General features: G+C 31.3%; 18 protein-coding genes. 2 read left to right on the forward strand and 16 right to left on the reverse strand.

All coding sequences use genetic code 11. The features are described from left to right. Nucleotides 1-761: 761 nt before the first annotated feature. On the forward strand, nt 762-2,201 hold the full coding sequence (gene cls, locus bsdtw1_RS22450; protein ID WP_244638241.1) for a cardiolipin synthase: 1,440 nt from the start codon (nt 762-764) through the stop codon (nt 2,199-2,201). A 199-nt stretch (nt 2,202-2,400) separates the two neighbouring features. Here the strand turns inward: cls and bsdtw1_RS22455 are convergent, their stop codons facing one another. From bsdtw1_RS22455 to bsdtw1_RS22475, 5 genes are all read right to left on the reverse strand, one after another. Continuing rightward, nucleotides 2,401-2,859 (reverse strand): VanZ family protein, encoded by a 459-nt coding sequence (locus tag bsdtw1_RS22455; RefSeq protein ID WP_183279891.1) that lies wholly within the window; start codon nt 2,857-2,859, stop codon nt 2,401-2,403. Between the two features lie 136 nt (nt 2,860-2,995). After that, nucleotides 2,996-4,432: a glycogen synthase gene (locus tag bsdtw1_RS22460; protein WP_183279892.1), complete on the reverse strand. Its 1,437-nt coding sequence runs from the start codon at nt 4,430-4,432 to the stop codon at nt 2,996-2,998. A 273-nt stretch (nt 4,433-4,705) separates the two neighbouring features. After that, nucleotides 4,706-5,812 (reverse strand): glucose-1-phosphate adenylyltransferase subunit GlgD, encoded by a 1,107-nt coding sequence (gene glgD, locus bsdtw1_RS22465; protein WP_183279893.1) that lies wholly within the window; start codon nt 5,810-5,812, stop codon nt 4,706-4,708. Between the two features lie 18 nt (nt 5,813-5,830). After that, entirely contained in the window at nt 5,831-6,979 is a 1,149-nt protein-coding gene (locus bsdtw1_RS22470) for a glucose-1-phosphate adenylyltransferase (RefSeq protein ID WP_183279894.1), read from the reverse strand. Nucleotides 6,980-7,248: 269 nt separating this feature from the next. Continuing rightward, on the reverse strand, nt 7,249-7,686 hold the full coding sequence (locus tag bsdtw1_RS22475; protein WP_183279895.1) for a hypothetical protein: 438 nt from the start codon (nt 7,684-7,686) through the stop codon (nt 7,249-7,251). Between the two features lie 272 nt (nt 7,687-7,958). Between bsdtw1_RS22475 and bsdtw1_RS22480 the strand changes: the two genes are divergently transcribed. Then, the gene (locus tag bsdtw1_RS22480; RefSeq protein ID WP_183279896.1) at nt 7,959-9,212 is read left to right on the forward strand and encodes a Y-family DNA polymerase; all 1,254 of its coding nucleotides are present in this window, start codon (nt 7,959-7,961) and stop codon (nt 9,210-9,212) included. Between the two features lie 175 nt (nt 9,213-9,387). Here the strand turns inward: bsdtw1_RS22480 and bsdtw1_RS22485 are convergent, their stop codons facing one another. From bsdtw1_RS22485 to bsdtw1_RS22535, 11 genes are all read right to left on the reverse strand, one after another. Next, on the reverse strand, nt 9,388-9,816 hold the full coding sequence (locus bsdtw1_RS22485) for a DUF2871 family protein (protein ID WP_183279897.1): 429 nt from the start codon (nt 9,814-9,816) through the stop codon (nt 9,388-9,390). Nucleotides 9,817-10,590: 774 nt separating this feature from the next. Then, nucleotides 10,591-12,453, reverse strand: coding sequence for a glycoside hydrolase family 13 protein (locus bsdtw1_RS22490; protein WP_183279898.1), 1,863 nt, complete (start codon nt 12,451-12,453; stop codon nt 10,591-10,593). A 177-nt stretch (nt 12,454-12,630) separates the two neighbouring features. Continuing rightward, entirely contained in the window at nt 12,631-15,066 is a 2,436-nt protein-coding gene (locus bsdtw1_RS22495; protein ID WP_183279899.1) for a glycogen/starch/alpha-glucan phosphorylase, read from the reverse strand. A 31-nt stretch (nt 15,067-15,097) separates the two neighbouring features. Continuing rightward, the gene (gene glgA, locus bsdtw1_RS22500; RefSeq protein ID WP_183279900.1) at nt 15,098-16,528 is read right to left on the reverse strand and encodes a glycogen synthase GlgA; all 1,431 of its coding nucleotides are present in this window, start codon (nt 16,526-16,528) and stop codon (nt 15,098-15,100) included. A 41-nt stretch (nt 16,529-16,569) separates the two neighbouring features. Beyond that, a complete protein-coding gene (gene glgB / locus bsdtw1_RS22505; RefSeq protein WP_183279901.1) occupies nt 16,570-19,044 on the reverse strand; it encodes a 1,4-alpha-glucan branching protein GlgB in 2,475 nt (824 codons plus the stop codon). A 367-nt stretch (nt 19,045-19,411) separates the two neighbouring features. Further along, a complete protein-coding gene (locus tag bsdtw1_RS22510) occupies nt 19,412-20,143 on the reverse strand; it encodes an ABC transporter ATP-binding protein (protein WP_183279902.1) in 732 nt (243 codons plus the stop codon). After that, on the reverse strand, nt 20,136-20,906 hold the full coding sequence (locus bsdtw1_RS22515) for an ABC transporter ATP-binding protein (RefSeq protein ID WP_183279903.1): 771 nt from the start codon (nt 20,904-20,906) through the stop codon (nt 20,136-20,138). Before bsdtw1_RS22515 ends, bsdtw1_RS22510 begins: the two co-directional genes overlap by 8 nt. After that, the gene (locus tag bsdtw1_RS22520) at nt 20,893-21,957 is read right to left on the reverse strand and encodes a branched-chain amino acid ABC transporter permease (protein ID WP_183279904.1); all 1,065 of its coding nucleotides are present in this window, start codon (nt 21,955-21,957) and stop codon (nt 20,893-20,895) included. Before bsdtw1_RS22520 ends, bsdtw1_RS22515 begins: the two co-directional genes overlap by 14 nt. A gap of 3 nt (nt 21,958-21,960) precedes the next feature. After that, entirely contained in the window at nt 21,961-22,848 is an 888-nt protein-coding gene (locus bsdtw1_RS22525) for a branched-chain amino acid ABC transporter permease (RefSeq protein WP_183279905.1), read from the reverse strand. Between the two features lie 61 nt (nt 22,849-22,909). Next, on the reverse strand, nt 22,910-24,085 hold the full coding sequence (locus bsdtw1_RS22530; RefSeq protein ID WP_183279906.1) for an ABC transporter substrate-binding protein: 1,176 nt from the start codon (nt 24,083-24,085) through the stop codon (nt 22,910-22,912). Nucleotides 24,086-24,770: 685 nt separating this feature from the next. Beyond that, a complete protein-coding gene (locus bsdtw1_RS22535; protein WP_183279907.1) occupies nt 24,771-25,943 on the reverse strand; it encodes an ABC transporter substrate-binding protein in 1,173 nt (390 codons plus the stop codon). Nucleotides 25,944-26,335: the final 392 nt, after the last annotated feature.

A 26,335-nucleotide genomic window follows, 5' to 3' on the forward strand; every position in this document is an offset into this window, starting at 1 on the left:
AGTTTATCTTTGCCGCTCATTTGCGACTTCTTTATGTTATCATGTGTACATTTTTTTGTCAACATCTTTTTTAAAATTTTGTTTTCAGACAAAATTCTTAAATTTGTTTGTTGACTTGTCGTTGTTTATATCAGCGACGTGTTTTATAATAACATGTATATGGACACTTATGATTATATAATGCGCTATTTTTCTTGATTTATTCGCATATATAATTGTTTTTTCTATATATTCCTCTAAATTTCTAGAATTGATACACTTGGATATGTTTATTGGTATATTTAGTCATATTCTTTAAATATGTACTAGCTAAATCTAAAAATCTACTTAATAAAGCTACTTAGGCTTTTAAAAATATACTATATATAAACTACTTCATACTTAAATCTATCAGATGATGATTTGCAGATTCATAAAAATCTTTATAATGCATGTATTAATTGAAGCAATTTATATATTCATAGAAAAGCCTATTTCTCAGATACTTTCCAGTTCTAGCGAAAGAACTTTAAAATATAATTGCACTAAAACAAAAATAGTTTATACTTATGATGATTTAATTATTCTTAGTTAATTAAAGTTCAAGCAAATTTATATAACATTTTAATTATCATTACATAAACTTGTTTCTTATGGCCATTATTTGTATATAATATAATGTATTTATTAAATTAAATATAATGATATCTTCCTAAACATATATAACATCATTATATTTGCTTAAAGACTTTATTCTTATTAATACGGAGGTGATAATGATTATGATGAGATTACCAAGTTATATGATGTATTTAATTTTTGTTATCAATTTTATTCTTTCAATTACTATAGTAGTTTTAGAAAGAAAGCAACCAGAAAAAACATTGGCTTGGCTTTTAGTTCTTGCTCTTGTTCCACCAGTAGGCCTATTTTTATATATTTTCTTAGGCAGGAATTGGAAGATACACAAATTGAATGACGAAAGATTTTCAAGTCAAGTTCAAGATCTGATATCCCCTGTATTAAAAGAAATAAAAGATAAAACCTATATATCTTTAATTGAACTTTTAGCTAATAATAGTGATTCCCCTGTATTTTTAAATAATGATATCACTGTTTTTAAAGATGGGATTGAAAAGTTCCAAAGACTTAAAGAAGAGCTGCTAAAAGCAAAGCATCATATCCATTTGGAATATTATATAGTTAAAAGCGACATTATAGGCAACGAAATAAAAGAAATTTTGATAAAAAAATCCTTAGAAGGTGTACGTGTAAGATTTATAATCGATAGAGTTGGAGCTGCCAAAATGAAAAGAAGCTATATTAGAGAACTCAGATCTGCTGGAATCGATGTAGTTTTATACTCGTATTTTTTATCCCCTTTATTGAAACTTATAAATACTCAAATAAATTACAGAAATCATAGAAAAATTGCTATTATTGACGGTAAAGTAGGTTTTTTGGGCGGTATCAACATAGGTGATGAATATCTTGGCAACAGTAAACTAGGATATTGGAGAGATACTCACATAATGGTGAAAGGTGATTTTGTCTTGGGACTTCAGGCAGTATTTTTAGATGACTTTATGACAATCCAACAAGCTAATAATTACTATAGTTTCTACGATCAAGAATTTGATCAATACTTTCCTACAACTAAGGTAGAATCACCTTTGGCCATGCAACTTGTAAAAAGTGGTCCAGATTCAGAATTTCCAGCAATAATGCAAGGAATGCTAAAGATGATTACCATGGCTACAGATAGGATTTATATAACCACACCATATTTTGTTCCTACCGAAAGTATAATGGATGCTCTTAGAATATCTGCATTAGGCGGAGTAAACATTAAGATAATATTTCCTGAAAGAGCTGACCATATAATGGTAAATAAAGCTTCTAGAACTTATCTCGGAGAACTTATGCGTTGTGGTGTAAGAGTGTATTTTTATGATAAACATTCTTTTGTTCATGCAAAAACTATTACAATAGACGGAAAAATTTCTTCAGTTGGTACAGCTAACATGGATATAAGAAGTTTTGACTTAAACTATGAAATTAATACTGTAATCTATAACGAAGACATATCACAGCAACTAGACCAGTTATTCTTAGAAGATTTAAAAAACTGTAGAGAATTTTCCTTAGAAGAATATGAAAATGCAGATAAGTTAACTAAAGTGATTGAGGGTGTAGCAAGAATATTCTCATCACTTCTGTAAATGTAAAAAAGTTGCTGAAGCAACCTTATTCAGTAAGTTTTTTTAACGCATCTACCTTTACGAATGTATATGAGGAAAACTTGGCAGACGAATAAGTTTTTTTTACTGCATAGTCATAAAAAGATTCTAAAAGCATTTAAATATCTAGGTTTAACTAACCTGAAAACTTTGTAACTTCCTATGCAGTAAAAATAGTGGTCTAAACCACTATCTTAGATTTATATCTAATTTTATTAACTAGCGTAATTACCATACCTCCGAATATAGCGCCACTTGTATCTATTAATACATCTCTAAACTTGCCAGTTCTTCCTGGCACAAAAAGTTGATGAATCTCATCTGTACAAGCGTATCCAAAAGTTAAGAGTATACCAAATACTATAGCAGTTTTTTTATTTAGGTAATTCTTAAAAACATTATACGCAAGAAGGAATAGTATAAGGTATTCTGTGAAATGTGCAGTTTTTCTTACAATAAAAGTAGCAAGATCTCCTAACATCCCATTTAAGTCTATTCCTAATGCATTAAACACATATATGACTAACGCACTTTGTTTGTCTGATTCAGTTCCATTCTTAGATGAGTAGACAAATATTATAATCATCCAAAACAATAAAGCAGCCCAACTTATTTTTAACTTTAAATTTTTCTTATCCATTTGTCCTCCATCAAATTTAATACTATATAAATTTGCTTAAATAAATTATATAGTTATTAAACATTAATGACAATGGCTATATATCCTTGAGAGTTTTAAAAATAGATTTCGATTCGAAATGGTACATCTTTATATACTATTTTAATTTAGAAATCTTCATATATAACTTTTTATATTTTGCTGCCGACAAATTCCAACTATTGTCCTTATTCATTATTCTGATACATAACCTATTCCACGAACCTTTGTGATTGTTAAAAACATCTAAAGAACGTTCTATTGCACTAAAAAAATCCACGGCATCATATTGTTTAAAAGTAAACCCCTCACCATCATCAGTATACTTATTATAATCCTTAACCGTATCCTTAAGTCCTCCAGTAGCCCTAACTACAGGAACTGTTCCATATCTCATTGCAATAAGCTGACCTAAGCCACAAGGTTCAAACTTTGAGGGCATCAAGAATATGTCTGCTCCTGCATAAACCTTCCTAGAAAAACCTTCATCAAACTTTAGAACCGCTCTAAGATTATCATACTTATTTTCAAGATATTTAATATCCTCTTCGTAGTGAGTTTCACCAGTACCCGTTATTATCAGCTGAATATTTTCACTCATTAATTTATTTATAATACCTTCTAAAAGCCCAATCCCTTTCTGATCTGTAAGCCTTGTCACCATACTTATAATAGGAATATTTGCATCTACAACCAGCCCTAATTCCTCTTGTAGCTTTAATTTATTTTTATGTTTATCATCTAAATTATCAGAATTGTAATTAAACCATATATTTTTATCTTCTTTAGGGTTAAACACATCATAGTCTATACCATTTTGTATACCATCTAGTAAGTGCTTCCTGTCCTCTAATATATTGTGCAGACCATACCCTAAATGTTGCTGCCTTATTTCTTTTGAATATGTTTTACTCACTGTAGTAACTCTATCGGCACTTAATATAGCCCACTTCATAAAGGATATTACATCGCCATATTTTAACTTATCCTCAGTAAAATACTCTTTTTCGTCTAATCCCAACATCCAAAGCAAGTCCTTGCCATATATTCCTTGATATAATATGTTGTGTATTGTAAATACTGTTCTAATATTATCGTAAATTGTATTTCCTCGGTAATAAATGTCCTTTAGCGGTATAACTAAAGATGAATGCCAATCATTGCAATGCAATATATCAACTTTAAAATCATCCATATACTTTATACCCTCAAGCACTGCCTTTGAAAAGAAGATGAACCTTTCATGATCATCGTGGTATCCATATGCCTCTGGTCTATAAAAGTAAAATGGATTATCTATAAAATAATATTGAACTCCATCTAATTTTAAAGTAAAAAGATTGCAATCTACAGTTTTCCATCCTATATAAGTTGTATAACGAGCTACTCTTTTCATCTTTCTCTTTATTTTTTTAGAAAACTTATATTTGGGCATTATTACACGTATATCAACATCTATTTGTTTTAAATTTTTTGGCAATGAATATGCAACATCTCCTAATCCACCAGCCTTCATAAAAGGATACGCCTCAGCGGTTACAAATAAAACTCCCATACTCTTGTTCCTCACATATCTTATAATTCCGATACTTACTTTTACTCGTAAAGATGAAACACTTCAATCCGAAATCTATTCCCTCTTTGGATTATGAGAGGAATTTTTAAAAATGCAAACTTAAGTACGAAGTAGTTCATCTATATATACTATATCTTATAATCTATATTTTTTTATACTAAATCTTAGTTATCAATCGATTTTACCTTATTAAAAATCAAAAAGCTTGGATTATTTTTTAATCCAAGCTTTTATATTATAGACACTTTCAGATTACAAAAGACTCTGTTTTTCTAATACTAGAGGGAATTTTTCTGGTCCCCTTAAATCCTGGCCCTTAGGTATATAGGACCCCTTATCTGCTACTATATTCATAAGTTTAGCATTAGGACCTATTATGCAATTTTGAAGTATAATACAATCTTTAACATAAGCACCCTTGTTTATATTAACTCTTCTTGAAATTACACAATTTTCTACATGGCCCTCTATATAGCATCCATTTGATATTATAGAATTTTTCACTTCACTATCTTTAGTATATTTAGTAGGGCTTTCATCCTTTGACTTTGTATATATAGGAGCATTATCATGAAATAATTCCGCATTTATTCTTACATTTAATAAATCCATGTTTCCTTTATAATATGAGTGCAAAGAGTTTACACAACATAAGTAACCATTAAATTCATAGGAGTATACTCTAAGTGTATCTAATTGTCTATAGATACTTTTTTTAATTTTTCTATTTCTGCCAGTCTTTATACTGTCGTAAATAAGCTCAATAAATAGGTCTTTTCTTAGAAGAAACATTTCCATACATATGTTTGCTTCTTTTTCATAGCCTATATTTTCTCCAACACTCACTACTCTACCATATTCATTAATATTTAATACATCACAGTCAATAAAGCTCTTATCTGCGTTATTTACCTTTTTGTAAAGTACAGTTATATCATTATTACTCTTCTCATGAAAATTCATAGCTTCTCTAAAGTCAATATTGCATATCATATACGAAGGTGCTAATATAACATATTCTTGCTTAGAGTATTGAAAGAATTCAAGATTATCAGCAAAATTATGAACATCGTCATATACTGGGTCTTCATCTGCAAAATTAAAAACTCTAAGTCCATATCTCTTCCTGTGTAAATCCCATGGTCTTCCGTTACTTATGTGATCCATTAAGGATCTTGATTTATTCTTAGTAAATATACCTATATTCTCAATTCCAGCATTAGTCATGTTTGATAATATAAAATCTATTACTCTATATCTCCCAGCAAAAGGGACTGATGCTAATGGCCTTGTTCTAGTAAGTTCAGTTATTTTGTCATCATTCTCATCTAAATTGATTATTCCTAAATAATTTTTCAATATGTTCCCCCCCATAACTTATCCCTCTATAATAGTTCCACTTTTTAAATCTTCTTTTGCCGGTATTACTGTAATTGTCTTTCCATTGCCTATCTTACAATCTTTTCTTATTGCCACTCCGCCACCTACGATAGCTTTATCTACAATAGCATTCTCTCCAATTTTAGTATTAGGCATTACCACCGAATCTTTTACAACTGCATTTTTACCTACTACTACGCCTGGAAAAAGTACTGAATTTTCAACCTCACCATGAATGATACATCCCTCAACAATAAGAGATGATTTTACCGAAGCATTTTGTCCAATATATTGAGCTGGTCTACCTGGGCTTACAGAATAAATTCTCCACTCATCATCGTATAGATTAAGTTCATTGTTATCTTTTAATAAATCCATATTAGATTCCCAAAGACTTTCTATAGTACCAACATCTTTCCAGTATCCTTTAAATGGATACGCAACTAATCTTCTTCCATCTTCAAGCATCTTTGGTATTATATTTTTTCCAAAATCATTAATTGAATTTTTATCTGCCTCGTCTTCTTTCAAGAATTTCTTAAGTGTTTTCCAATTAAATATATATATCCCCATAGAAGCCTTAGTACTCTTAGGATTCGCTGGCTTCTCTTCAAATTCATATATTGACAAATCATCATTAGTGTTCATTATTCCAAATCTTGATGCTTCACTCAATGTTACATCAATAACTGCTATTGTAGCATCCGCTTCCTTCTGTTTGTGAAAATCAAGCATCTTTTCATAATCCATCTTATATATATGGTCACCTGATAATATTAAAACATATTCTGGTTCATACCCATCTACGAAAGGTATATTTTGATATATTGCATTGGCAGTACCCTTATACCAATTGCCACCTCTTTCTTCTTGATAAGGTGGAAGAATTGCTACTCCGCCATCTCTTCTATCAAGATCCCAAGGACTTCCTATACCAATGTGTGAATTTAGTTCAAGAGGTTGATATTGAGTTAACACACCAACTGTATATATACCTGAATTAGCACAATTGCTTAACGCAAAATCAATTATCCTATATTTTCCCCCAAATGGAACTGCTGGTTTTGCTAACTTCTTAGTCAATACCCCTAATCTTGACCCTTGTCCACCAGCAAGTATTAGAGCTATAATTTCTTTTTTTACCATTTTAGCCTCTCCCCTCGTTTTTCATCCCTCAACACCTAACGATGTAATTACAAAAATTGTAATTACACTATTATTATACCAACTACTGTAAATCCCTTCAATGTCCTTTAGCTCTTATTTTTAAATGTAAACGTGTCCTTAACAAATTTTTTTTACTATTTCACCTATTATTATAATTTGTTACATTATTCAAAAGTTTTCCCTTGCTTTTGTTAATAAATACCAAATGCCTGTAGTTATGTACAGGCATCTTATTTATATCTTAATTTTTACTCTGACATAAACTTACTTATATATGCAAGAGACTCTTCAAGCAACTCCTGTCCACCTTGTAAACCTTGTATCTTATCTTCTAAGTTTGATGTTCTTTGGTCTAATCTATATATCATATCTTTTATATCATTTAACAACTTACTATTATAAGAAACTTGGTTTCCATCTGTATCTATATATATTTTTTCTGGAGGATTTCCACATTTATTACACTTTGCATAGATTCCTTCTTTTTCAGTATCCTTAAATATTTTAAAAGTATCATTATCGCAGTAAGAGCAATTAGAAAGCATAGTAAAATCATAATAGCTTATATCAAAGCTATAAGTTGCTCCACATTCTTTGCATATTATATTTAAGTTATTATCTTCTGTATTTATATAAAAACTATTTCCATTACAACCTTCCTTTTCACACACCACAGTTCTAATCATAATATTCACCTCCTATAAAGATAAATATGCTTATATATTAAAAAAAATTCGTATAAATCGCATAAGTGCATATTTTTATTTACTATAGAACATATGTTCTATATAATTAATTTATGGATATACTATAAATATAGATGTACCACTTCGATCCAAAAAACATTTTCAAAACTCCTCTGTGTTCTGAGAGGAGAATTTGAAAATATAAATTTTATTACGAAGCGGTACATCCATATATGTGTTCAAATTACATTTTATGAAGGATGGTTATATATATGTTTAGTAAAAGATTGATATTTCATATTGATGTAAACTCTGCATATCTATCTTGGGAAGCTTGTCATAGACTTCAGCATGGCGAAACTTTAGATCTTCGTGAAGTTCCTTCTGCAATAGGCGGAAACCCTAAAAATCGCCATGGAATAATCCTAGCAAAATCTATTCCTGCTAAAAAATATAATATAACTACTGGAGAGTCTCTATATACGGCTCTAAAAAAATGCCCTAATCTTCTAGTAGTTCCACCTAAGTATGATTTATATATGAAGTGTAGTAATTCAATGATGTCTATATTAAAAGAATATAGTCCTCAAATTCAGAGATTCTCAGTTGATGAGTGTTTCATGGATTTAACATATAGCAATTTAAATATGGATCCTATATCAATAGCAACAAAAATAAAGAATCAGATAAAAGATACATTAGGCTTTACCGTAAATATAGGAATTTCAACTAATAAACTCCTAGCTAAAATGGCTTCTGATTTTGAGAAACCAGATAAAATTCACACTCTGTATGAGAATGAAATAAAAGAAAAGATGTGGCCTCTTCCAATAGAGGATTTATTCATGGTTGGTCGTTCTACTGCTCCTAAACTTAGGGCATTGAACATAAATACAATTGGGGATTTAGCTCATTATGACCTCGATATACTTAAGTATGAATTTAAAAGTTTTGGTTTAACGCTTTTGAATTATGCCAACGGCATAGAAAACTCATCTGTACTTTCAGAAAGTCATAACACTATGAAAAGTATAGGTAATTCGACTACTATAGCATATGATATAACAAACAAGGAAGATGCTTATAAAATAATACTTTCCTTAGTGGAAACTGTATCTATAAGACTTAGAAATTCTGATTGCTATTGTAAGGTAATATCTATACATGTTAAAAATAGCAGCTTCATGAGTTATTCAAAGCAGATAAAATTATTTAATCCTACCGACTCTACTATGAGTATATTTACTACCTGCTGCAAGCTTTTAGATAAACTTTGGATTGGAGACCCTATTAGACATATAGGTGTTCACGTATCAGATTTAAGTTCAAACAATACTTATCAAATTTCACTTTTTGACGAAAAACATATAGAAAAAACTAAGAACTTAGATAGAACTATAGATGAAATAAGAGAAAAATTTGGAGACTACTCTGTGGTTAGAGGTACTTTTGTGAACTCTGGAATTAAACCCCTATGTGGAGGAGTTGGAGAAGATGATTACACAATAATGTCTAGTATATTATAAAACCATTGAAACTTATAAGTTTATCTATCATTAAAACCTTATATTTTCTTTACAGTAAAAAAGTTATTGAAGCAACCTTTTTACAATAAAAAAGTGATAGTTAAAAAATAACTATCACTTTTTCTATTGGGGGGATAGGAAATGTTTTACTATATTTAGGACAAAAGTCCGATAATTACTTGTTTTTAATCTTTTCAGTTTTAAGTAGTGAATGCTGTCTAGAAACATCTCTAACTAGATATACAGCCCATAACAAACATACACCTAAACCTAAATGTGCTATGTCTATTGATGAATTAACAGCTTCTATTGTAAACCCTTTATTTTCTATGACTTTTTGCGCTAACATCAATAGTACAGATACGCCTAAAAAAGCATTATATAATACTAGCCATAGGTTAAAATTTCTCTTTTTACTAATACTTAAAACATTATCAGCAGCATACATCAAAGCCATAAATCCTGTACCTAGTATTAAGAGATGCCCATTTGTCAATTTTACAAAATCTCCATTATTAAAATCGCTTAAAATAAATATATTTAAAAGCCCACTTAAGAGCCAAAGAACCGCATATCCAATAGAAAACAACCTTAGTTTCTTCATATATATCACCTCTTAATTACCTTATGTATCATATTAATATTATATTTTTATATTGTATTTTTGTTACTTTAATTATAACTCAAATGATAATTGTTTTCAAGTAGTTTTTTATATCATTTAATAAATAACTACTAGTTTTTTGTTCTGCCTTTCAGGAGCTACATGACAAAAATTTTGGCAAATACGCTAGTTTTATTTTTTTACCGTGTATAGCCATAAAAGGATTGTAAATCTATTGAAATACCTAGTTTTAACAGTCATAGAAAGTTTATATTTTCTTTTGCATTAAAAAAGAACCATAGAAACCAGTTCATATAGTTCTTTCAACACTCTAAATAATTTAATTCTATATCTATGCTTAAGAATATTTTTAAATTAAATGATTATGCAGGAGATGCTATATGAGCGAGCTATTAGAATTAAATGATTTTTTCAGATGGAGTGGCTCTAAAAAATCGCTAATTGTTCTTTATTAGTGATTTTTTTACGCATCTGCCTTTTCTGAACGTATGTGAAGAAATTCTGGCAGGCGATATATCCTTACTTTTTACTTTTTTAATCAAATAGCATTTTTATTTTCTTAAACTTAAAATATGAAAGATTTATAAAAAGTATTAATTATTAAAAAGTAAAACTGTACTGTTCGAACGTAGTGAGTTTACAGTTTTAGCCATGGAGTATGACAAAATCATATTAATTCTTTGCGTAAGCTCATTAAAGCATTGGATGCATAATCATTTAATTTCAACACAGTAACTTAGCAATATCAATTTCTTAAAAGACTTTTACAAGCAGTTTAACTTCTGCAGGTTTAAGTTCAACTGAAATTATTCCCTCTGCTGAATAATAAACATCATTTTTAAAATCTCTAAGTAGATCCCTATAATGTCCTTTGACTTCTCCAAATTCTACCTTTATAGAACTACTTGCATTTCTATTCATAACAACTAAAATCTTGCTATTCTTATAGCTTCGTTCAAAACATATTACATCAGCATTTGTATCAAAAAACTTTAACCCTCCACGTTTTAGCACTAAACTATTACTTCTAATACCGGAAAGTCTCTTATACCAACTTAAAATATCCTTATCTTCTTTATTCCAAGGATATGTCCTTCTATTGTCTGGATCCTTTTGCCCTTCAAGACCAGCTTCGTCACCGTAATAAATTACTGGTACTCCAGGAAAAGTCATTTGAAAAGCTACCGCTAGCTTAACCATACTTTTAGCTATATTTTCATCATTATAGTTATTCATGAACATAGTAATAATTCTTTCAGTATCATGGGTACCCAATATATTCATTGATGCATAAAAATTTTCTTTTGGATAGTTTTCATAAAGATTCATAAATTTCTTGAGTAGCATATGAGAATCAATATTTCTATTTAAAAAACCTACTATAATATCTCTGAAGGTATATCCCATTACCGAGTCTAATTCGTCTCCGTATAGATATTCTCTTCTTTGCCCATAACTAACTTTATTAGAGGCATCTTCCCATACTTCCCCCACAAGTATGGCATCATTCTTTATTTTTTTAATTTTATGCTTTATGGCTTTTATAAATTCATCAGGAAGTTCATCAGCAACATCAAGTCTCCAACCTGATGCCCCAAGATTCATCCATTTTGAGAGCACCGAATCATCTTTGTTGATTATATAGTCCATGTAGGAAGGATTTAATTCATCTACATTAGGAAGATTTTCAAACCCCCACCAGCTTTCATAATCATTAGGATAATCTCTAAATCTATACCACTCATAATATTTAGATTCCTTGGATTGATATGCTCCTAGTGAATCATAATTTTCATTCTTATTGAAATATACGCTATCAGATCCAGTATGGCTAAAAACTCCATCTAAGATTATCCTTATACCATACTTATTAGCTGTATTACATAAACATTTAAATATTTTATCATCCCCAAACATGGGGTCTATATTTTTATAGTTTGCAGTATCATACTTATGGCAACTAGGTGATTCAAATATAGGATTTAAATATATTGTTGTAACTCCTAAAGATTTTATATAATCTAACTTTTTTATTATACCCTTCAGGTTGCCACCGAAAAAATCCCACCTTAATACCTTGCCATTAGCATCTTTTATATACATAGGTTTATCATACCAGTTACCATATATAAAAGAATTCTTTTTAGGGTTATCTACTAGACCAGTATCATTACCATTATAAAACCTATCTACAAAGATCTGATATATAATGCCTTCCTTATACCATTGCGGAACTAAATTATCTTGATATACAGTTATTTGATAATACTTAGGATTCTCAACATATATTTGTCCTACTCCACCCAGACATTCATTATTATTACCGTAATAAAGTGTCTGCTCTTCTCTTTTCAAAACAAAATAATAATTCAGTACTCCTTTAGTTGTAGCAGTAAAGCTGGTCTTAAAGAAGCATATATCATTCTGTCCTTCTTTATAAAACATTTCCATTAGAATACTTTGTCTATGTCCATCAAAATGAATAAGTTCTATAAAAGCTTGTTGACATCCCTGTGATTCAATAACAATACTTATTTCAGTTCCCAACTTTACTGCACCAAATGGACTTCTATAGTAAGTATTTTGAGAATCATGCAATATATAAAAATTATTCATAACTTTTTCCTTCCTATAACTTATTTTAATAATACCTCAGGATATACCTGAGGTATTATTTCAATTAATTAAATAGATATATCTTTTTATCAGATTGAAGTGATACATCTTTTTAGGATGACAACTCTATAATCAAACTTATATTTTTAGGTTTAGAGCTTTCTAGCCTTAGTTATATTATAAATTTTTATATAGATATCCTGATCCCCATATACCTGTAGCATATTCTTGTATTGTTCTATCAGAAGAAAAAACACCTGAATGAGCTATATTAACAGCCGCCATACTTTGCCATTTATATATATCTCTATATATACTATCTACTCTATCTTGCGCTCTAACATAAGAATCAAAATCCTTTAGCACAAAAAATTCATCATTGTAGGTAAGCAAATGTTCAAAAACGGTTTTGAACCTATCTTTATCAGGAGAATAGTATCCATTTATTATATCTTGAGTAACTCTTCTTAGTCTTGAATCACTGTTGCAAGTCTCCCAAGCTGAATAACCACCTTTTGAATAATAATCAAGTACTTCCCTCTCAGTAAGTCCAAATATTATTATATTATCATCGCCAACTTCATCTCTTATTTCAACATTAGCACCATCTAGAGTAGCTACTGTTATTGCTCCATTCATCATAAACTTCATATTAGAGGTACCAGAAGCCTCTTTAGTTGTGGTAGATATCTGTTCACTAACATCTGTAGCAGGTATTATATCTTCAGCTTGAGATACTCTGTAGTTCTCCATATAAACAACTTTTATTTTATCTTTTATCCTCTTATCATTATTTACCTTTTCACCTACAGCATTTATAAGCTCTATTGTTTTTTTTGCAAGATAGTATCCTGGCGCTGCTTTTCCTGCAAAAATAAAGGTCCTAGGAACTATATCTAACTCAGGGTTATCGATGAGCCTATTATATAAATCCATTATTCTCAGACAATTAAGAGTCTGCCTCTTATATGCATGTATCCTCTTTACTTGGACATCAAAAATGGAATTCGGATCTATCTTTATTCCATTTGAATCATAAATAATCTTAGCTAAAGACTTCTTATTATTACTCTTTATCTCTGCAAGTTTTCCTAAAACTGCTTTATCCTTAGAAAATCTTGCGAAATTTTCTAAATCTGTAGGATGCTTTATCCATCCCTCTCCAATAGTATCTTTTAATAAAGAAGTAAGCTCTGGATTCGATTTGATAAGCCATCTTCTATGAGTTATTCCATTTGTTTTATTGTTAAACTTCCTAGGATATAAATAATAGAATTCTTTCATCTCTTGTTTTTTAAGTATCTCGGTATGAAGTTTAGCCACTCCATTCACACTATGACTTCCAACTATGGCCAAGTTAGCCATTCTCACATACCCATCACCAATTATGGACATCTTAGATATCTTATCCCATTGTCCTATATACTTATTCCATAAATCTTGGCAAAATCTCTTATTTATCTCTTCAACTATCATGTAAATTCTTGGAAGTAATTTCTTAAACATATCTACAGGCCATTTTTCTAAAGCTTCAGCAAGTATAGTATGATTTGTATACGATACTGTATTAGTAGTTATCCTCCATGCATCTTCCCAAGACATGCCTTCTTCATCCATTAAAAGTCTCATAAGCTCAGGAATAGCTAGAGTTGGATGAGTATCGTTTATATGAATAGCAAGCATTTCATCAAGATTTATTAAATTATGCCCATTATCTTTAAAATACCTCAATATACTTTGAATACCCGCTGATACAAAAAAGTATTGTTGCTTTAGTCTTAATATCTTACCTTCATAAAAAGTATCATCTGGGTAAAGCACATGAGATATAGCTTCTACTGAGTTTTTATACTCAATTGCTTTTAAAAAATCTCCTCTGCTAAAAGATGAAAAGTCAAATTCATTAGATACTGGTTCAGCACTCCAAAGTCTCAAAGTATTAACTACATCATTTTTATATCCTACCACCGGAGTGTCATAAGGAATTGCTAAAACTGGTTCATAGTTGATATGAGTAAAACTCAATCTACCATTTACTGATTCAACTCTTACCTCACCGCCAAACTTAACAATCTCAGACTTATCAGGCTTCTTCATCTCCCATACATTTCCTTCTTTAAGCCAATAGTCCGGTGCTTCAACTTGAGCACCATTCATTATCTTCTGCTCAAAAAATCCATATTTATATCTAATTCCGCAACCATGCCCCGGAATATTTAGAGATGCCATTGAATCTAAGAAGCAAGCTGCAAGTCTTCCAAGTCCACCATTTCCTAGCCCTTGATCATGCTCAAATTCTTCTAATTCTCTAAGATCAATATTTAATTCATCCAAAGCCTCTTTACACACATCTCTTATACCTAGATTCAACAGTGCATCACCAAGAAGCCTCCCTAATAAAAATTCCATGGAGAAATAATAAACTTGTTTTTCGCCCGTTTGATTATATCTTTTATTGGTATCTATCCAAGCTTTAGCAACATAATCTCTAACTAAACTTCCTAAAGTTTCGTACTTATTTTGCTGAGTCCCTTTTTCCAACTCTTTACCGTGAAGTTCTAAAAATTTCTTAAGATAGTCCTTTTTAAAGGCGTCTTTGTCTATATTGAACATATTTATTCCTCCTTTATACTAAAGCATAATCTTAATAAAGCAACGATTCATACAATGTTCTATAATCTCCTGCAGCCTTTTCCCAACTATTGTCGGAAGTCATTGCTTGCTTTATAAGCCCATTCCATACTTGCTTATTATGATAGGATTTTATCGCGTATTCTATTGTTGCCAAAAGTTCAGAGCTTATATAGTTATAAAAACTAAACCCGTTTCCTTCACCAGTATATTTATTATAAGGGGTAACAGTATCCTTTAGTCCTCCAGTTTCTCTAACTATAGGTATAGTTCCATATCTAAGTGCTATCAATTGACCAAGTCCACAAGGTTCAAACAATGAAGGCATCAGGAACATATCTGCACCAGCATAGATTCTATGCGCTAGTTCATCACTAAACATTATATTAATAGACACCTTATCTGGATACCTATATTGTAAATTTCTAAAATGATCTTCATAGGATTTATCTCCTGTACCAAGTACAACTAACTGGATATTATGTTGAAGTAATCTATCAGCGATATTTACTACTAAATCCATTCCTTTTTGGTTAGTAAGTCTTGATACAACACCGATAATTGGCACATCTTCGCGCTCTGGTAAGCCCAGTTGTTTTTGTAATCCTAGTTTATTTAACTTTTTATCTTCAATATTATTTAGATTATAGTTTTGAAAAATATAGTTATCATTGCTTGGATCATAGATATCATAATCTATTCCATTTAGTATACCTGATAACACATTATTTCTAGCACGCAAAAGACCATCAAGTTTTTCACCATAGTTCTCACTTTGTATTTCTGACGCATAAGTATAGCTTACTGTTGAAACACGATCAGAATAGTTTATCCCACCTTTCATAAAGCTCACGCCGCCATGAAGTTCTAAACTCCCATTATTGAAAGGTTCCATATCATATCCAAAAAGTTCTTGCAAAACTTCTGGACTATAATTACCTTGAAAAAGCAAATTGTGTATAGAGTATACTGATTTTATATCTGAGTAAAACGGATCTTTGCTATATTCAAGTTTTAGTAACACTGGAACCATTCCAGTCTGCCAATCATTACAATGTATCACATCCGGTCTGAAGTCCAACTCTTTTATGGCTTGAAGTACAGCTCTATCAAAGAAAGCAAATCTCTCTCCATCATCATAATGCCCATACAAACCTTCTCTATTAAAATATTGCTCATTGTCTATAAAATAAAATTTTACACCTTCGTATTCATATTCAAATATTCCACAGTAAGAGTTTCTCCAACCTACTGGAACCATAAACCATTTTATGAAATAAAGCTTATCTTTATATTTATCCTTTATATTTTTATATTTTGGTATTATAACTCTTGCATCAACACCTTGTTTTGCTAAGGATTTAGGTAATGCTCCCATTACATCCCCTAATCCCCCAGTCTTAATAAATGGATCTGCCTCTGATGCAATAAAAAGTACTTTCATTATCTCATCTACCTCCTCAATATTTATGATGACTAATTGTTTTATTCTTTATCTTTAATCTGCTTTTCAGCTATGCTTATAGCTTTGTCAAAATCCAAGCCTTTTAAGACGTTCTGCTCTTTTTCTTCTACATCATCTATTATATTTACAGGCTTTAATATTAATGTTGCCATAGGAGGTACTTTGATAGTTAATTTATACTTTTGGTTATGCCAAGGTGATTTCTCAGAGAATAAATTTTCTCCAATTCTCTGACCTGATCCACCATATTCCTTACTATCTGTATTGAATACTTCTTGATATTCCCCTAAGTAAGGAACTCCTATATTAAAATCATAATAAACTACTGAGGTAAAGTTACATACATATATTAAACTTTTCTTTGGATCATCAGTTTTTCTAGCAAAAACAATAATACTTTGAGTAGAATTATCAGCATCAATCCATTCAAAACCATTTGTGTTGTAGTCATACTGCCACAAAGCTTCGTTTTCTAAATAAAATTTATTTATATCCTTGAAGAACTTTTGTGTATCTCTATGCATCTCAAATTGCTCTATGAGTTTAAACTCTAACCCTTCACGGTTTCTCCATTCTATAAACTGTCCAAATTCACTACCCATAAATAATAACTTTTTACCTGGATGCGCAAGCATATAAGATATAAATAGTCTAAGCCCAGCAAATTTGTTCCAATAATCTCCCCACATTTTATCCACTAATGATTTTTTTCCATGTACAACCTCATCGTGTGATATTGGAAGAATAAAATTTTCCGAGTAATTGTACATCATCGAGAAGGTTATTAGATTGTGGTGATGCTTCCTATATATAGGATCAATCTGAATATACCTTAACATATCATTCATCCAACCCATATTCCACTTAAAGTTAAATCCTAAGCCTCCTATATCAACAGGCTTAGTTACCATAGGCCAAGATGTTGACTCCTCTGCAACAACAAGAATATTGTTTACTTGTTTAAATATGGCTTTATTTAGAGCTTTTAAGAATTCTACAGCCTCTAGGTTTTCTCGTCCGCCATACTTATTAGGTTTCCATTCTCCATGCTTCCTATCATAATCAAGATATATCATATTTGCCACAGCATCTACTCTTAACCCATCTATATGAAAATTCTTTAACCAGTAAAGAGCATTAGAAATCAAAAAGCTTTTAACTTCTGGCCTTCCTAAATCAAAATTAGCTGCACCCCAGCCTTTGTTTTCTTGTTTCGAAACCTCACTATATTCGTAAGTTGGAGTGCCATCAAACATGTACAATCCATGTTCATCCTTACAGAAATGGCCAGGAACCCAATCTAAGATTACACCTATATTTTTTTCATGTAATGAATCAACTAACACCTTAAAGTCATCACTGCTGCCATATCTTCTTGTCACTGAGTAATAACCTGTCACTTGATATCCCCAAGAATCATCTAACGGATGTTCCATTATAGGCATTAGCTCAACATGGGTGTAGCCCATTTCTTCAACATAGGCTGGAAGTGTTTCTGCTAATTCTAAATAACTATAAAAACTTCCATCTTCTTTTCTACTCCATGAACCTAAATGAAGTTCGTATATATTAATTGGACTTTCATAAACATTTGTATTATTTCTTTTTTCTATCCACTTTTCATCTTTCCAGGTATAATCAGAGACCTCTGTAATTAAAGAAGCAGTATTTGGTCTAAGCTCTGATGAAAAAGCATAAGGATCAGATTTTAATACAACCTTCTTTCCATCCTTACTTGTTATAGCATATTTATATACAGCTCCAGCTTTAAGCTCAGGAATAAATCCACTCCATAAGCCAGACTCACTAATTTTTTTCAATTTATTATTATCATTACTTTTCCATTCACTAAAATCTCCAACCACATTTACAACGCTAGCATTTGGCGCCCAAGTAGTAAATCTTGCACCTTTTATTCCATTTTCCTCTACTAGATGGCATCCCATAAATTTATAGCTTTCGTAGTTATTGCCCTCATGAAATAGATAGATATTAAAATCAGAAACGTTACCGCTTCTTTCATTTTTACCAACTGGGAGTTCTTGTTTATATTCCTTAATATTATCAATATTTAATTCTTCAATTTCCAACGATACTGGCTCATCTACTGTTTTTTTTGTTCTTGTTCTAGTCTTCTTAGGTTTAACTTCAGCTTTTTTTTCATCAACATTATCCTTTTTCTTAGCTGTTTTCTTAGTGGTTTTCTTAACTGCCTTTTCACCTTCAACCTTTGCCTCTTGCACTGCCACTTCTAAATCTTCGTCTGCCTTCTTTGTTGTCCTTCTACTTCTTGAAGCTTTAGTTGCTGCTTTATCTTTATCTTTATTATCTTTTTTAACTGTAGCCTTATCTACAGCATCATTTACTTCTTCTGTGTTTGATTTTTTAGTTCTGGTAGTTCTTTTCTTTGTCGTATTCTTCTTTTGGGCTAATTCCTTTGTTTCTGCTGCCCCTTCAGCAACCACTATATCTAAATCATTTTCTAAGTTCTTCATAAATTACGCCCCCATTACCCTAAATTTAAAATTCCATATTTTACATATATTCTACAAAAAAGCTATAACACCTTCACATATTTTGGAAATGGGACTTTATAAAATTAAATTTATAATACACTCAAATGAAACCGTTTATAAATCATAATATGGAAACATTATGAAATTAAAAATGCCATAATATCACATAATTTTGTCATACAACTGCCACAAAAATCTCTTATTATTTAATTAATCCCTTAATAATTAAATTATTAGACATCCACAATACAGAAAGTAGACAAAGAGTTTTAACATTAATCTTTTCCCTAAGAAAAAAAATCGCTAATGTCACAAGCATTAGCGATTTTTTGTATATAAGTTTCTTCTATAATGCGGCTTCTTTCTTATCAACTGCTTCACCTAAGTAAGCATTTTTTATATCTTCATTCTTTAGAAGTTCTTCTCCAGTGCCTTCCATTATTATCCTTCCAGTTTCAAGTACATATCCATAATCTGCTGCCTTCAAAGCAAGGTTTGCATTTTGCTCTATTAGCAATATAGTAACACCTTGTCTTCTTATCTCTTGAATTATATTAAAGATATCTTTAACTATTATAGGTGCAAGTCCAAGTGAAGGCTCATCCATCATTAGAAGTTTTGGCTTTGCCATAAGAGCTCTTCCAACTGCTAACATTTGTTGCTCTCCTCCAGAAAGAGTTCCTGCAAGTTGCCATTTTCTTTCCTCTAATCTTGGAAACAACTCATATATCCACTTTATATCTTTTTCTATTTCCTTCTTATCTTTTCTGAAATACGCACCTAACTTAATATTCTCAAGAACAGTAAGGTTAGGAAAAACTCTTCTTCCTTCAGGAACTAGAGTCAAACCCATCTTTGGTATCTGCTCTGTCTTTTTGTTAGTTATATCTACTCCATCATAGATTATCTTTCCTGACTTAATTTTAGTAAGGCCTACTGTAGCTCTTAGCGTTGTACTTTTTCCGGCTCCGTTAGCACCAACAAGAGTAACAATCTTTCCTTGCTCTACATTTATAGATATTCCATTAAGAGCCTCAATAGCTCCATAAGATACAACTAAATCTTCTATCTTAAGCATCTTCCTTCACCCCCAAGTAGGCTTCAATAACCTTTGAATTATTTTGAATTTCATAAGGTGTCCCATGTGCTATAGTAACTCCATGGTCGAGCACATATATTCTATCAGATATTCCCATTACTAAAGGCATGTGATGTTCTATCATAAATATAGTAAGACCAAATTCATCTCTTATCTCATTTATAAAGCTTGTAAGCTCATCAGATTCCTTTGGATTCATTCCAGCCGCTGGTTCATCTAAAAGCATAATCTCCGGATTAGTTGCAAGACCTCTCGCAATTTCTAACCTTCTTTGCTTTCCATAAGGAAGTGAACTTGCCTTTTCATCCTTAAGATCTAAAAGTCCAACTCTCTCTAGTAACTCTAATGATTTTTGAACCATTTCTTTTTCTTCTTTTCTATATCTAGGAAGCTTAAACATCCCTTCTAAAAACATTGATTTTAAATGAAGATGATTTGCTATAAGAACATTATCCAAAACTGTTAATTCTCCAAATAGTCTTATGTTTTGGAAAGTTCTAGCTATCCCCTTTTTAGTTATGGCATCTGGTTTTAGTCCAGAGATTCTTTCATTATTAAAAAATATTTGTCCTTCGGAAGGGGTGTAAACACCTGTAATCATATTAAAAGCCGTAGTCTTACCTGCACCGTTAGGTCCTATAAGAGCAACAATTTCGCCCTTATTTAGTTCTAAACTGAAGTCCTTAACTGCTGTAAGACCTCCAAACTTCATTGTTATCTTGTCTGCATTAAGCAATTTCATCTTGGCTTCCTCCTTTGCTTCGTCCTATGTTTTTGAAGAATCCAAAAAGACCATTCCATGAAAATTCTCTATTTCCCATAAGACCTTTACTAAAGAATAATACAGCTATCATTAGAAGGGCTGAGAATACTACCATTCTAGTACCAGCAACTCCTTGTATCCTGTATCCACCTATTGTTATAGTTTCATCTAAGAATCTCAATGCTTCTCCAGCTATTGTTATTATAAATGATGAAATTACAGTTCCTGTTATACTTCCCATTCCACCTAGAACTATAATAAGTAATATGTTGAAAGTAAGCATGAATTTAAACATTGTAGGATCTATTGTTCCTAGTGAATTTGCTAGTAACCCACCACCTACTCCAGCAAAGAAAGCCCCTATTGAAAAAGCTAGAGTTTTATTTCTAAAAAGATTTATTCCCATACTTTCAGCTGCTATTTCATCTTCTCTTATTGCTTTCAGCGCTCTACCAAAACTACTATTCACAAATGACACCATAAGTATAACTGTCACTATGAACACCCCAAAACTCCACCATATATTAGTAGTTACTGGTATACCTTTTAATCCTAATGCACCATTAGTAATGGATTGTGTATTATTTATTACTACTCTTATTATTTCTGCAAAACCAAGAGTTGCAATAGCTAAGTAATCACCTTTAAGTCTTAGCGCAGGAGCGCCTATTAAGTAAGCTAAAAATGCAGAGATTATACCTGCAACTATAAGAGCTATTGGAAAAGGCAATTGTATATTTGCCAAAGGAGCAGCTATAGGCTGCATAAAAAAGTTTTGAGCCTTAGTTTCAGGCGACATAGTCAAAAGAGCTGTTGTATAAGCACCTATAGCTATAAATCCGGCATGCCCTAATGAAAACAAACCAGTGAAACCATTAATCAAATTCATGCTTAAGGCCAAAACTGCATAAATTGCACATAAGTTAAGTATTCTTGTTTTATATGGATCAAAGTTTTTATCTGCATATATTAAAAATAATATGAGTACGACAAATGAAATTCCTGTTAAAATTAAATTTCTCTTTTTCATCATCTACACCTTCTCCGAAATTTTTTCGCCCATGATACCTGTTGGCTTAAATAGTAATATAACTATTAAAAGTATAAAGGCAAAAGCATCTCTATAACCTGTAAGACTTGGTAATAATGCAACAAGCATGATTTCACCTATTCCAAGGATAAATCCACCCACTACAGCACCAGTAATGTTTCCTATTCCACCTATAACTGCAGCTATAAAGCATTTAAGTCCTGGCATAACTCCCATAAGTGGATTAATGTTAGGGAACTTGAATCCCCACATTATACTTCCAACTGCCGCTAAGGCTGATCCTATTGCGAAAGTCAAAGTTATTATTCTGTTTATATTTATAGTCATCAATGAAGATATTTCATAATCCTTAGAAACAGCTCTCATAGCCATTCCAACTTTTGTATTGTTTACAACATATAACAATAATAATAGTATAATAACAGTTACCACAGGGATTATGATTGTAAGTCTTTGCATTGATACAGATCCAATTTTAATTACGTCAGTAAAAAGTGGCACTTGAGGAAAAGCTTTAGGTACTCCTCCAAAGACAACTGTTCCTAAGTTTTCAAGAAAGAACGATACCCCTATTGCTGATATCAATATTGATATCTTAGGTGCAGTTCTTATAGGTTTGTAAGCTGCCTTCTCTATAAATATTCCAAGAAATACTGTAAGAGCTATAGAAAACAATACTGCTACATACCAAGGCATTGCAAAAACTGCTATACCGTAAAAGGTAAAATAAGCAGCCATCATAAATATATCTCCATGAGCAAAATTTATAAGTCTTAATATTCCATAAACCATTGTGTATCCTATTGCTATTAATGCATATAAACTACCTAATGATATTCCATTAGCTAAATGCTGCAAAAGTGTACCCATATTAAAATCCCTCTCCTTTTAAAATACAGAGAACTGGCTATAAGCTAGTCCTCTCATTCCTTTATTTTGTTGGCTCTACTGTGTCAGTATAAGTGAATTTACCATCCTTAACAGTCTTAATTATTGCTGCTTTTATGGCGTTTCTGTCTTCATCAAAATTGATTACTCCTGTAGCCCCTTGGAAATCCTTAGTCTTTGCAAGTTCATCTCTTAACTTAACAGAATCATTTGATCCAGATCTCTTAAGAGCATCTACTAGTATTAAGTATGAATCATATCCAAGTGCAGACATTGCGGAAGCATCTTTTCCACTGTATTCTTTTTTATATGCTTCTAAGAATTTCTCCGATTCCTTTGTAACTGGTTTTTCTGTAGCAAATGCAGTTGAGAATACTGCTCCTTCAGCAGCTTGACCACCTATCTTTAAAAAGTCTGGTGTCTCCCATGTATCTCCACCTATTATTGGAGCCTTTATTCCTAAATCTCTTGCTTGTTTTATTAGAAGTGCTGACTCTGTGAAGTTACCAGGAGCAAATATTACATCTGGATTTTGTGATTTTATATTAGTCAACTGTGCACTAAAATCTTGGTCTCCAGTATTATAGTTAGATGTTGAAACTATAGCTTTACTGTCCCCAGTCAATTTTGTAAATGAATCTGTAAAATACTTAGCTAATCCAACTGCATAATCATTAGAAACTTCTTGTACAATTGCAACTTTCTTAGCATTTAGTTTTGAGTAAGCGTAGTTAGCCATTACTGTTCCTTGGAATGGATCTATAAAACAAACTCTGAAATAATAGTCATTTCCTTTAGTAACCAATGGATTTGTTGCTGATGTTGCAACTGTTGGTATCTTAGCTTTCTTTACGATATCTCCAGCAGCCATTGAAAGTGAGCTACCGTAACTTCCTATTATAGCCGTAACCTTTTCTTTCTCTACAAGTCTTGATGCCGCATTAGATGCCTCTACTTTGTCAGATTTATTATCAACTATTACTAGTTCTATTTTCTTTCCATTAACTTCAGGATAAAGCTTGTTAGCAAGTTTTATTCCTTCTACCTCTAATTCACCACCCCCAGCATTTGCTCCCGTAAGCGGTTCAAAAACCCCAATCTTTATAGTATCACTGCTACCATTAGTGTTAGAATCTGATACCTTCTCAACCTGGCAACTTGAAAGTACTGTTCCTACAGCCAATACTGCACTTATTATAAAAGCTAATTTTCTCTTCATTATTTTAATCCCCCTTAGAATATTTACGAATATACCTATTGCTGAATAATGTTTTCGTATGTTGTTGTTAATTTTATATCACCAAAATATTTTCTGTCAATTGAAAAGTATTCCTGCACCATTATTCAACTTCGTAAAATTATTCACATATTATTCATTTGTATATTAATTTGTCAATACAACATAATATTATTATATTCATTAACATTATGTCAAGTTTATGGTTTTATTTTTATCATTCTATCACAAAAACACACTTTTTATTATTTGTATTCCTGCGAAGGACAAACCATTTTTCTATGAATAATTACCAATTTTAAAATTAAAGCAAAGCCCTTTTTGCATTTTTTCAAACCACACATTTCATCTTCTAATATTATCAATGTAAACGTGATTATTCGTGTATACTATTTTATATATTAATCTAAATCGCAACTCGTCTTATTCAATGTTTTCCCATTAAAATATAGAGGGACCCTAATTCAAATATTAAGTCATGCACGCTTTCCATCTCATAATCCAAGGTTTTCATACATCCATAACTTAAATCTTCATAAAGGATCCCATTAAGGGGTTCCTGTTTCGAAACTTAATTTATACTTGTTCGAAAATCCCGGCTTCTGGGGATTTTCGGGCATGTATAAATTAATAGTTGAGCTAGGAACCCTATAGTTTTTAAATTGCTCTATTTTGTTGGTTCGATTATATCAAGATAAGTAAACTTTCCGTCCTTTACTTGCTTAATAACTGCTGATTTTACTGCATTTCTATCTTCATCAAAATTAACAACACCTGCAGCTCCTTGGAAGTCCTTAGTTTTTACAAGTTCATCTCTCAATTTAACTGAATCTTCTGAGCCAGTTCTCTTTAGACCATCTACAAGTAACAAATACGCATCATATGCAAGAGCTGAAACTGCAGCAGGTTCTTTACTGTATTCCTTCTTATATTCTGCTAAGAATTTTTCTGATTCCTTTGTTATAGGTTTCTCTGTTGCAAAGAAAGTAGAGAATACCGCTCCATCAACAGCACTACCACCTATCTTTAAGAAGTCAGGAGTTTCCCATGTATCTCCACCTATTATTGGAGCCTTTATTCCTAAATCTCTTGCTTGTTTTATTAGAAGTGCTGACTCAGTGAAGTTACCAGGAGCAAATATTACATCTGGATTTTGTGATTTTATATTAGTTAACTGCGCACTAAAATCTTGATCTCCAGTATTATAGTTAGATACTGAAACTATAGCCTTGCTGTCTCCAGTTAACTTTGTGAATGAATCTGTAAAATACTTAGCTAGTCCAACTGCATAATCATTAGAAACTTCTTGCACAATTGCAACCTTCTTAGCATTAAGCTTTGAGTAAGCGTAGTTAGCCATTACTGTTCCTTGGAATGGATCTATAAAACAAACTCTAAAATAATAGTCATTTCCCTTAGTAACTAATGGATTTGTTGCTGATGTTGCAACTGTTGGTATTTTAGCTTTCTTTATAATATCTCCAGCAGCCATTGATAAGGAACTTCCCCAACTTCCTATAATAGCTGTAACCTTCTCTTTTTCAACAAGTCTTGATGCTGCATTAGATGCTTCTACCTTGTCTGATTTATTATCAACTATTACTAGTTCAATCTTCTTCCCATTTACCTCAGGATAAAGTTTATTAGCAAGTTTTATTCCTTCTACTTCTAGTTCTCCACCTCCAGCATTTGCACCTGTGAGTGGCTCAAAAACTCCTATTTTTATAGTATCACTACTACCACTTGTCTTAGAATCTGATACCTTCTCAACCTGACAGCTTGAAAGCACTGTTCCTACGGCTAATACCGCACTAATTATAATTGCTAGTTTTCTTTTCATTAATTTTCTCCCCCTTTTAATAAATACGAACTATCACTTATTACTGATTAATTTACAGTCATCATTGAAACAGTTTTAAATCAGTAAATTATTTTCTGCAAATTGAAAAATGCATTGCATTTTTATTCAGCAAGATGTTTTTGTTCACACATTATACACTTTGTTTACATTTAATATATTATCATATCATTTTTAAAATTACTAGTAATTTAATATATATTTGCTTTTATTTTTATCATTCTATCACAAAAACACACTTTTTATTATTTGTATTTCTACTGAGTACATTTATAATTATTGTAAATCATTACTACTTTTTCGTGGTTACTATATACTCTCTTGCAATTTCAGATAAATATATATTCATAAAAATATTTTTTCATGTAAACGTA

Source organism: Clostridium fungisolvens (assembly GCF_014193895.1).
GTDB lineage: Bacteria > Bacillota > Clostridia > Clostridiales > Clostridiaceae > Clostridium_AR > Clostridium_AR fungisolvens.

What these genes read in the sequence shown, in the direction of transcription:
- bsdtw1_RS22490 (WP_183279898.1), bottom strand. Translation starts at nt 12,453, where the DNA reads ATGAATAATTTTTATATATTGCATGATTCTCAAAATACTTACTATAGA.
- bsdtw1_RS22475 (WP_183279895.1), bottom strand. Translation starts at nt 7,686, where the DNA reads ATGATTAGAACTGTGGTGTGTGAAAAGGAAGGTTGTAATGGAAATAGT.
- glgA (WP_183279900.1), bottom strand. Translation starts at nt 16,528, where the DNA reads ATGAAAGTACTTTTTATTGCATCAGAGGCAGATCCATTTATTAAGACT.
- bsdtw1_RS22515 (WP_183279903.1), bottom strand. Translation starts at nt 20,906, where the DNA reads ATGAAATTGCTTAATGCAGACAAGATAACAATGAAGTTTGGAGGTCTT.
- glgB (WP_183279901.1), bottom strand. Translation starts at nt 19,044, where the DNA reads ATGAAGAACTTAGAAAATGATTTAGATATAGTGGTTGCTGAAGGGGCA.
- cls (WP_244638241.1), top strand. Translation starts at nt 762, where the DNA reads ATGATGAGATTACCAAGTTATATGATGTATTTAATTTTTGTTATCAAT.
- bsdtw1_RS22525 (WP_183279905.1), bottom strand. Translation starts at nt 22,848, where the DNA reads ATGGGTACACTTTTGCAGCATTTAGCTAATGGAATATCATTAGGTAGT.
- bsdtw1_RS22530 (WP_183279906.1), bottom strand. Translation starts at nt 24,085, where the DNA reads ATGAAGAGAAAATTAGCTTTTATAATAAGTGCAGTATTGGCTGTAGGA.
- bsdtw1_RS22485 (WP_183279897.1), bottom strand. Translation starts at nt 9,816, where the DNA reads ATGAAGAAACTAAGGTTGTTTTCTATTGGATATGCGGTTCTTTGGCTC.
- bsdtw1_RS22520 (WP_183279904.1), bottom strand. Translation starts at nt 21,957, where the DNA reads ATGAAAAAGAGAAATTTAATTTTAACAGGAATTTCATTTGTCGTACTC.
- bsdtw1_RS22460 (WP_183279892.1), bottom strand. Translation starts at nt 4,432, where the DNA reads ATGGGAGTTTTATTTGTAACCGCTGAGGCGTATCCTTTTATGAAGGCT.
- bsdtw1_RS22455 (WP_183279891.1), bottom strand. Translation starts at nt 2,859, where the DNA reads ATGGATAAGAAAAATTTAAAGTTAAAAATAAGTTGGGCTGCTTTATTG.
- bsdtw1_RS22535 (WP_183279907.1), bottom strand. Translation starts at nt 25,943, where the DNA reads ATGAAAAGAAAACTAGCAATTATAATTAGTGCGGTATTAGCCGTAGGA.
- bsdtw1_RS22510 (WP_183279902.1), bottom strand. Translation starts at nt 20,143, where the DNA reads ATGCTTAAGATAGAAGATTTAGTTGTATCTTATGGAGCTATTGAGGCT.
- bsdtw1_RS22470 (WP_183279894.1), bottom strand. Translation starts at nt 6,979, where the DNA reads ATGGTAAAAAAAGAAATTATAGCTCTAATACTTGCTGGTGGACAAGGG.
- bsdtw1_RS22480 (WP_183279896.1), top strand. Translation starts at nt 7,959, where the DNA reads ATGTTTAGTAAAAGATTGATATTTCATATTGATGTAAACTCTGCATAT.
- bsdtw1_RS22495 (WP_183279899.1), bottom strand. Translation starts at nt 15,066, where the DNA reads ATGTTCAATATAGACAAAGACGCCTTTAAAAAGGACTATCTTAAGAAA.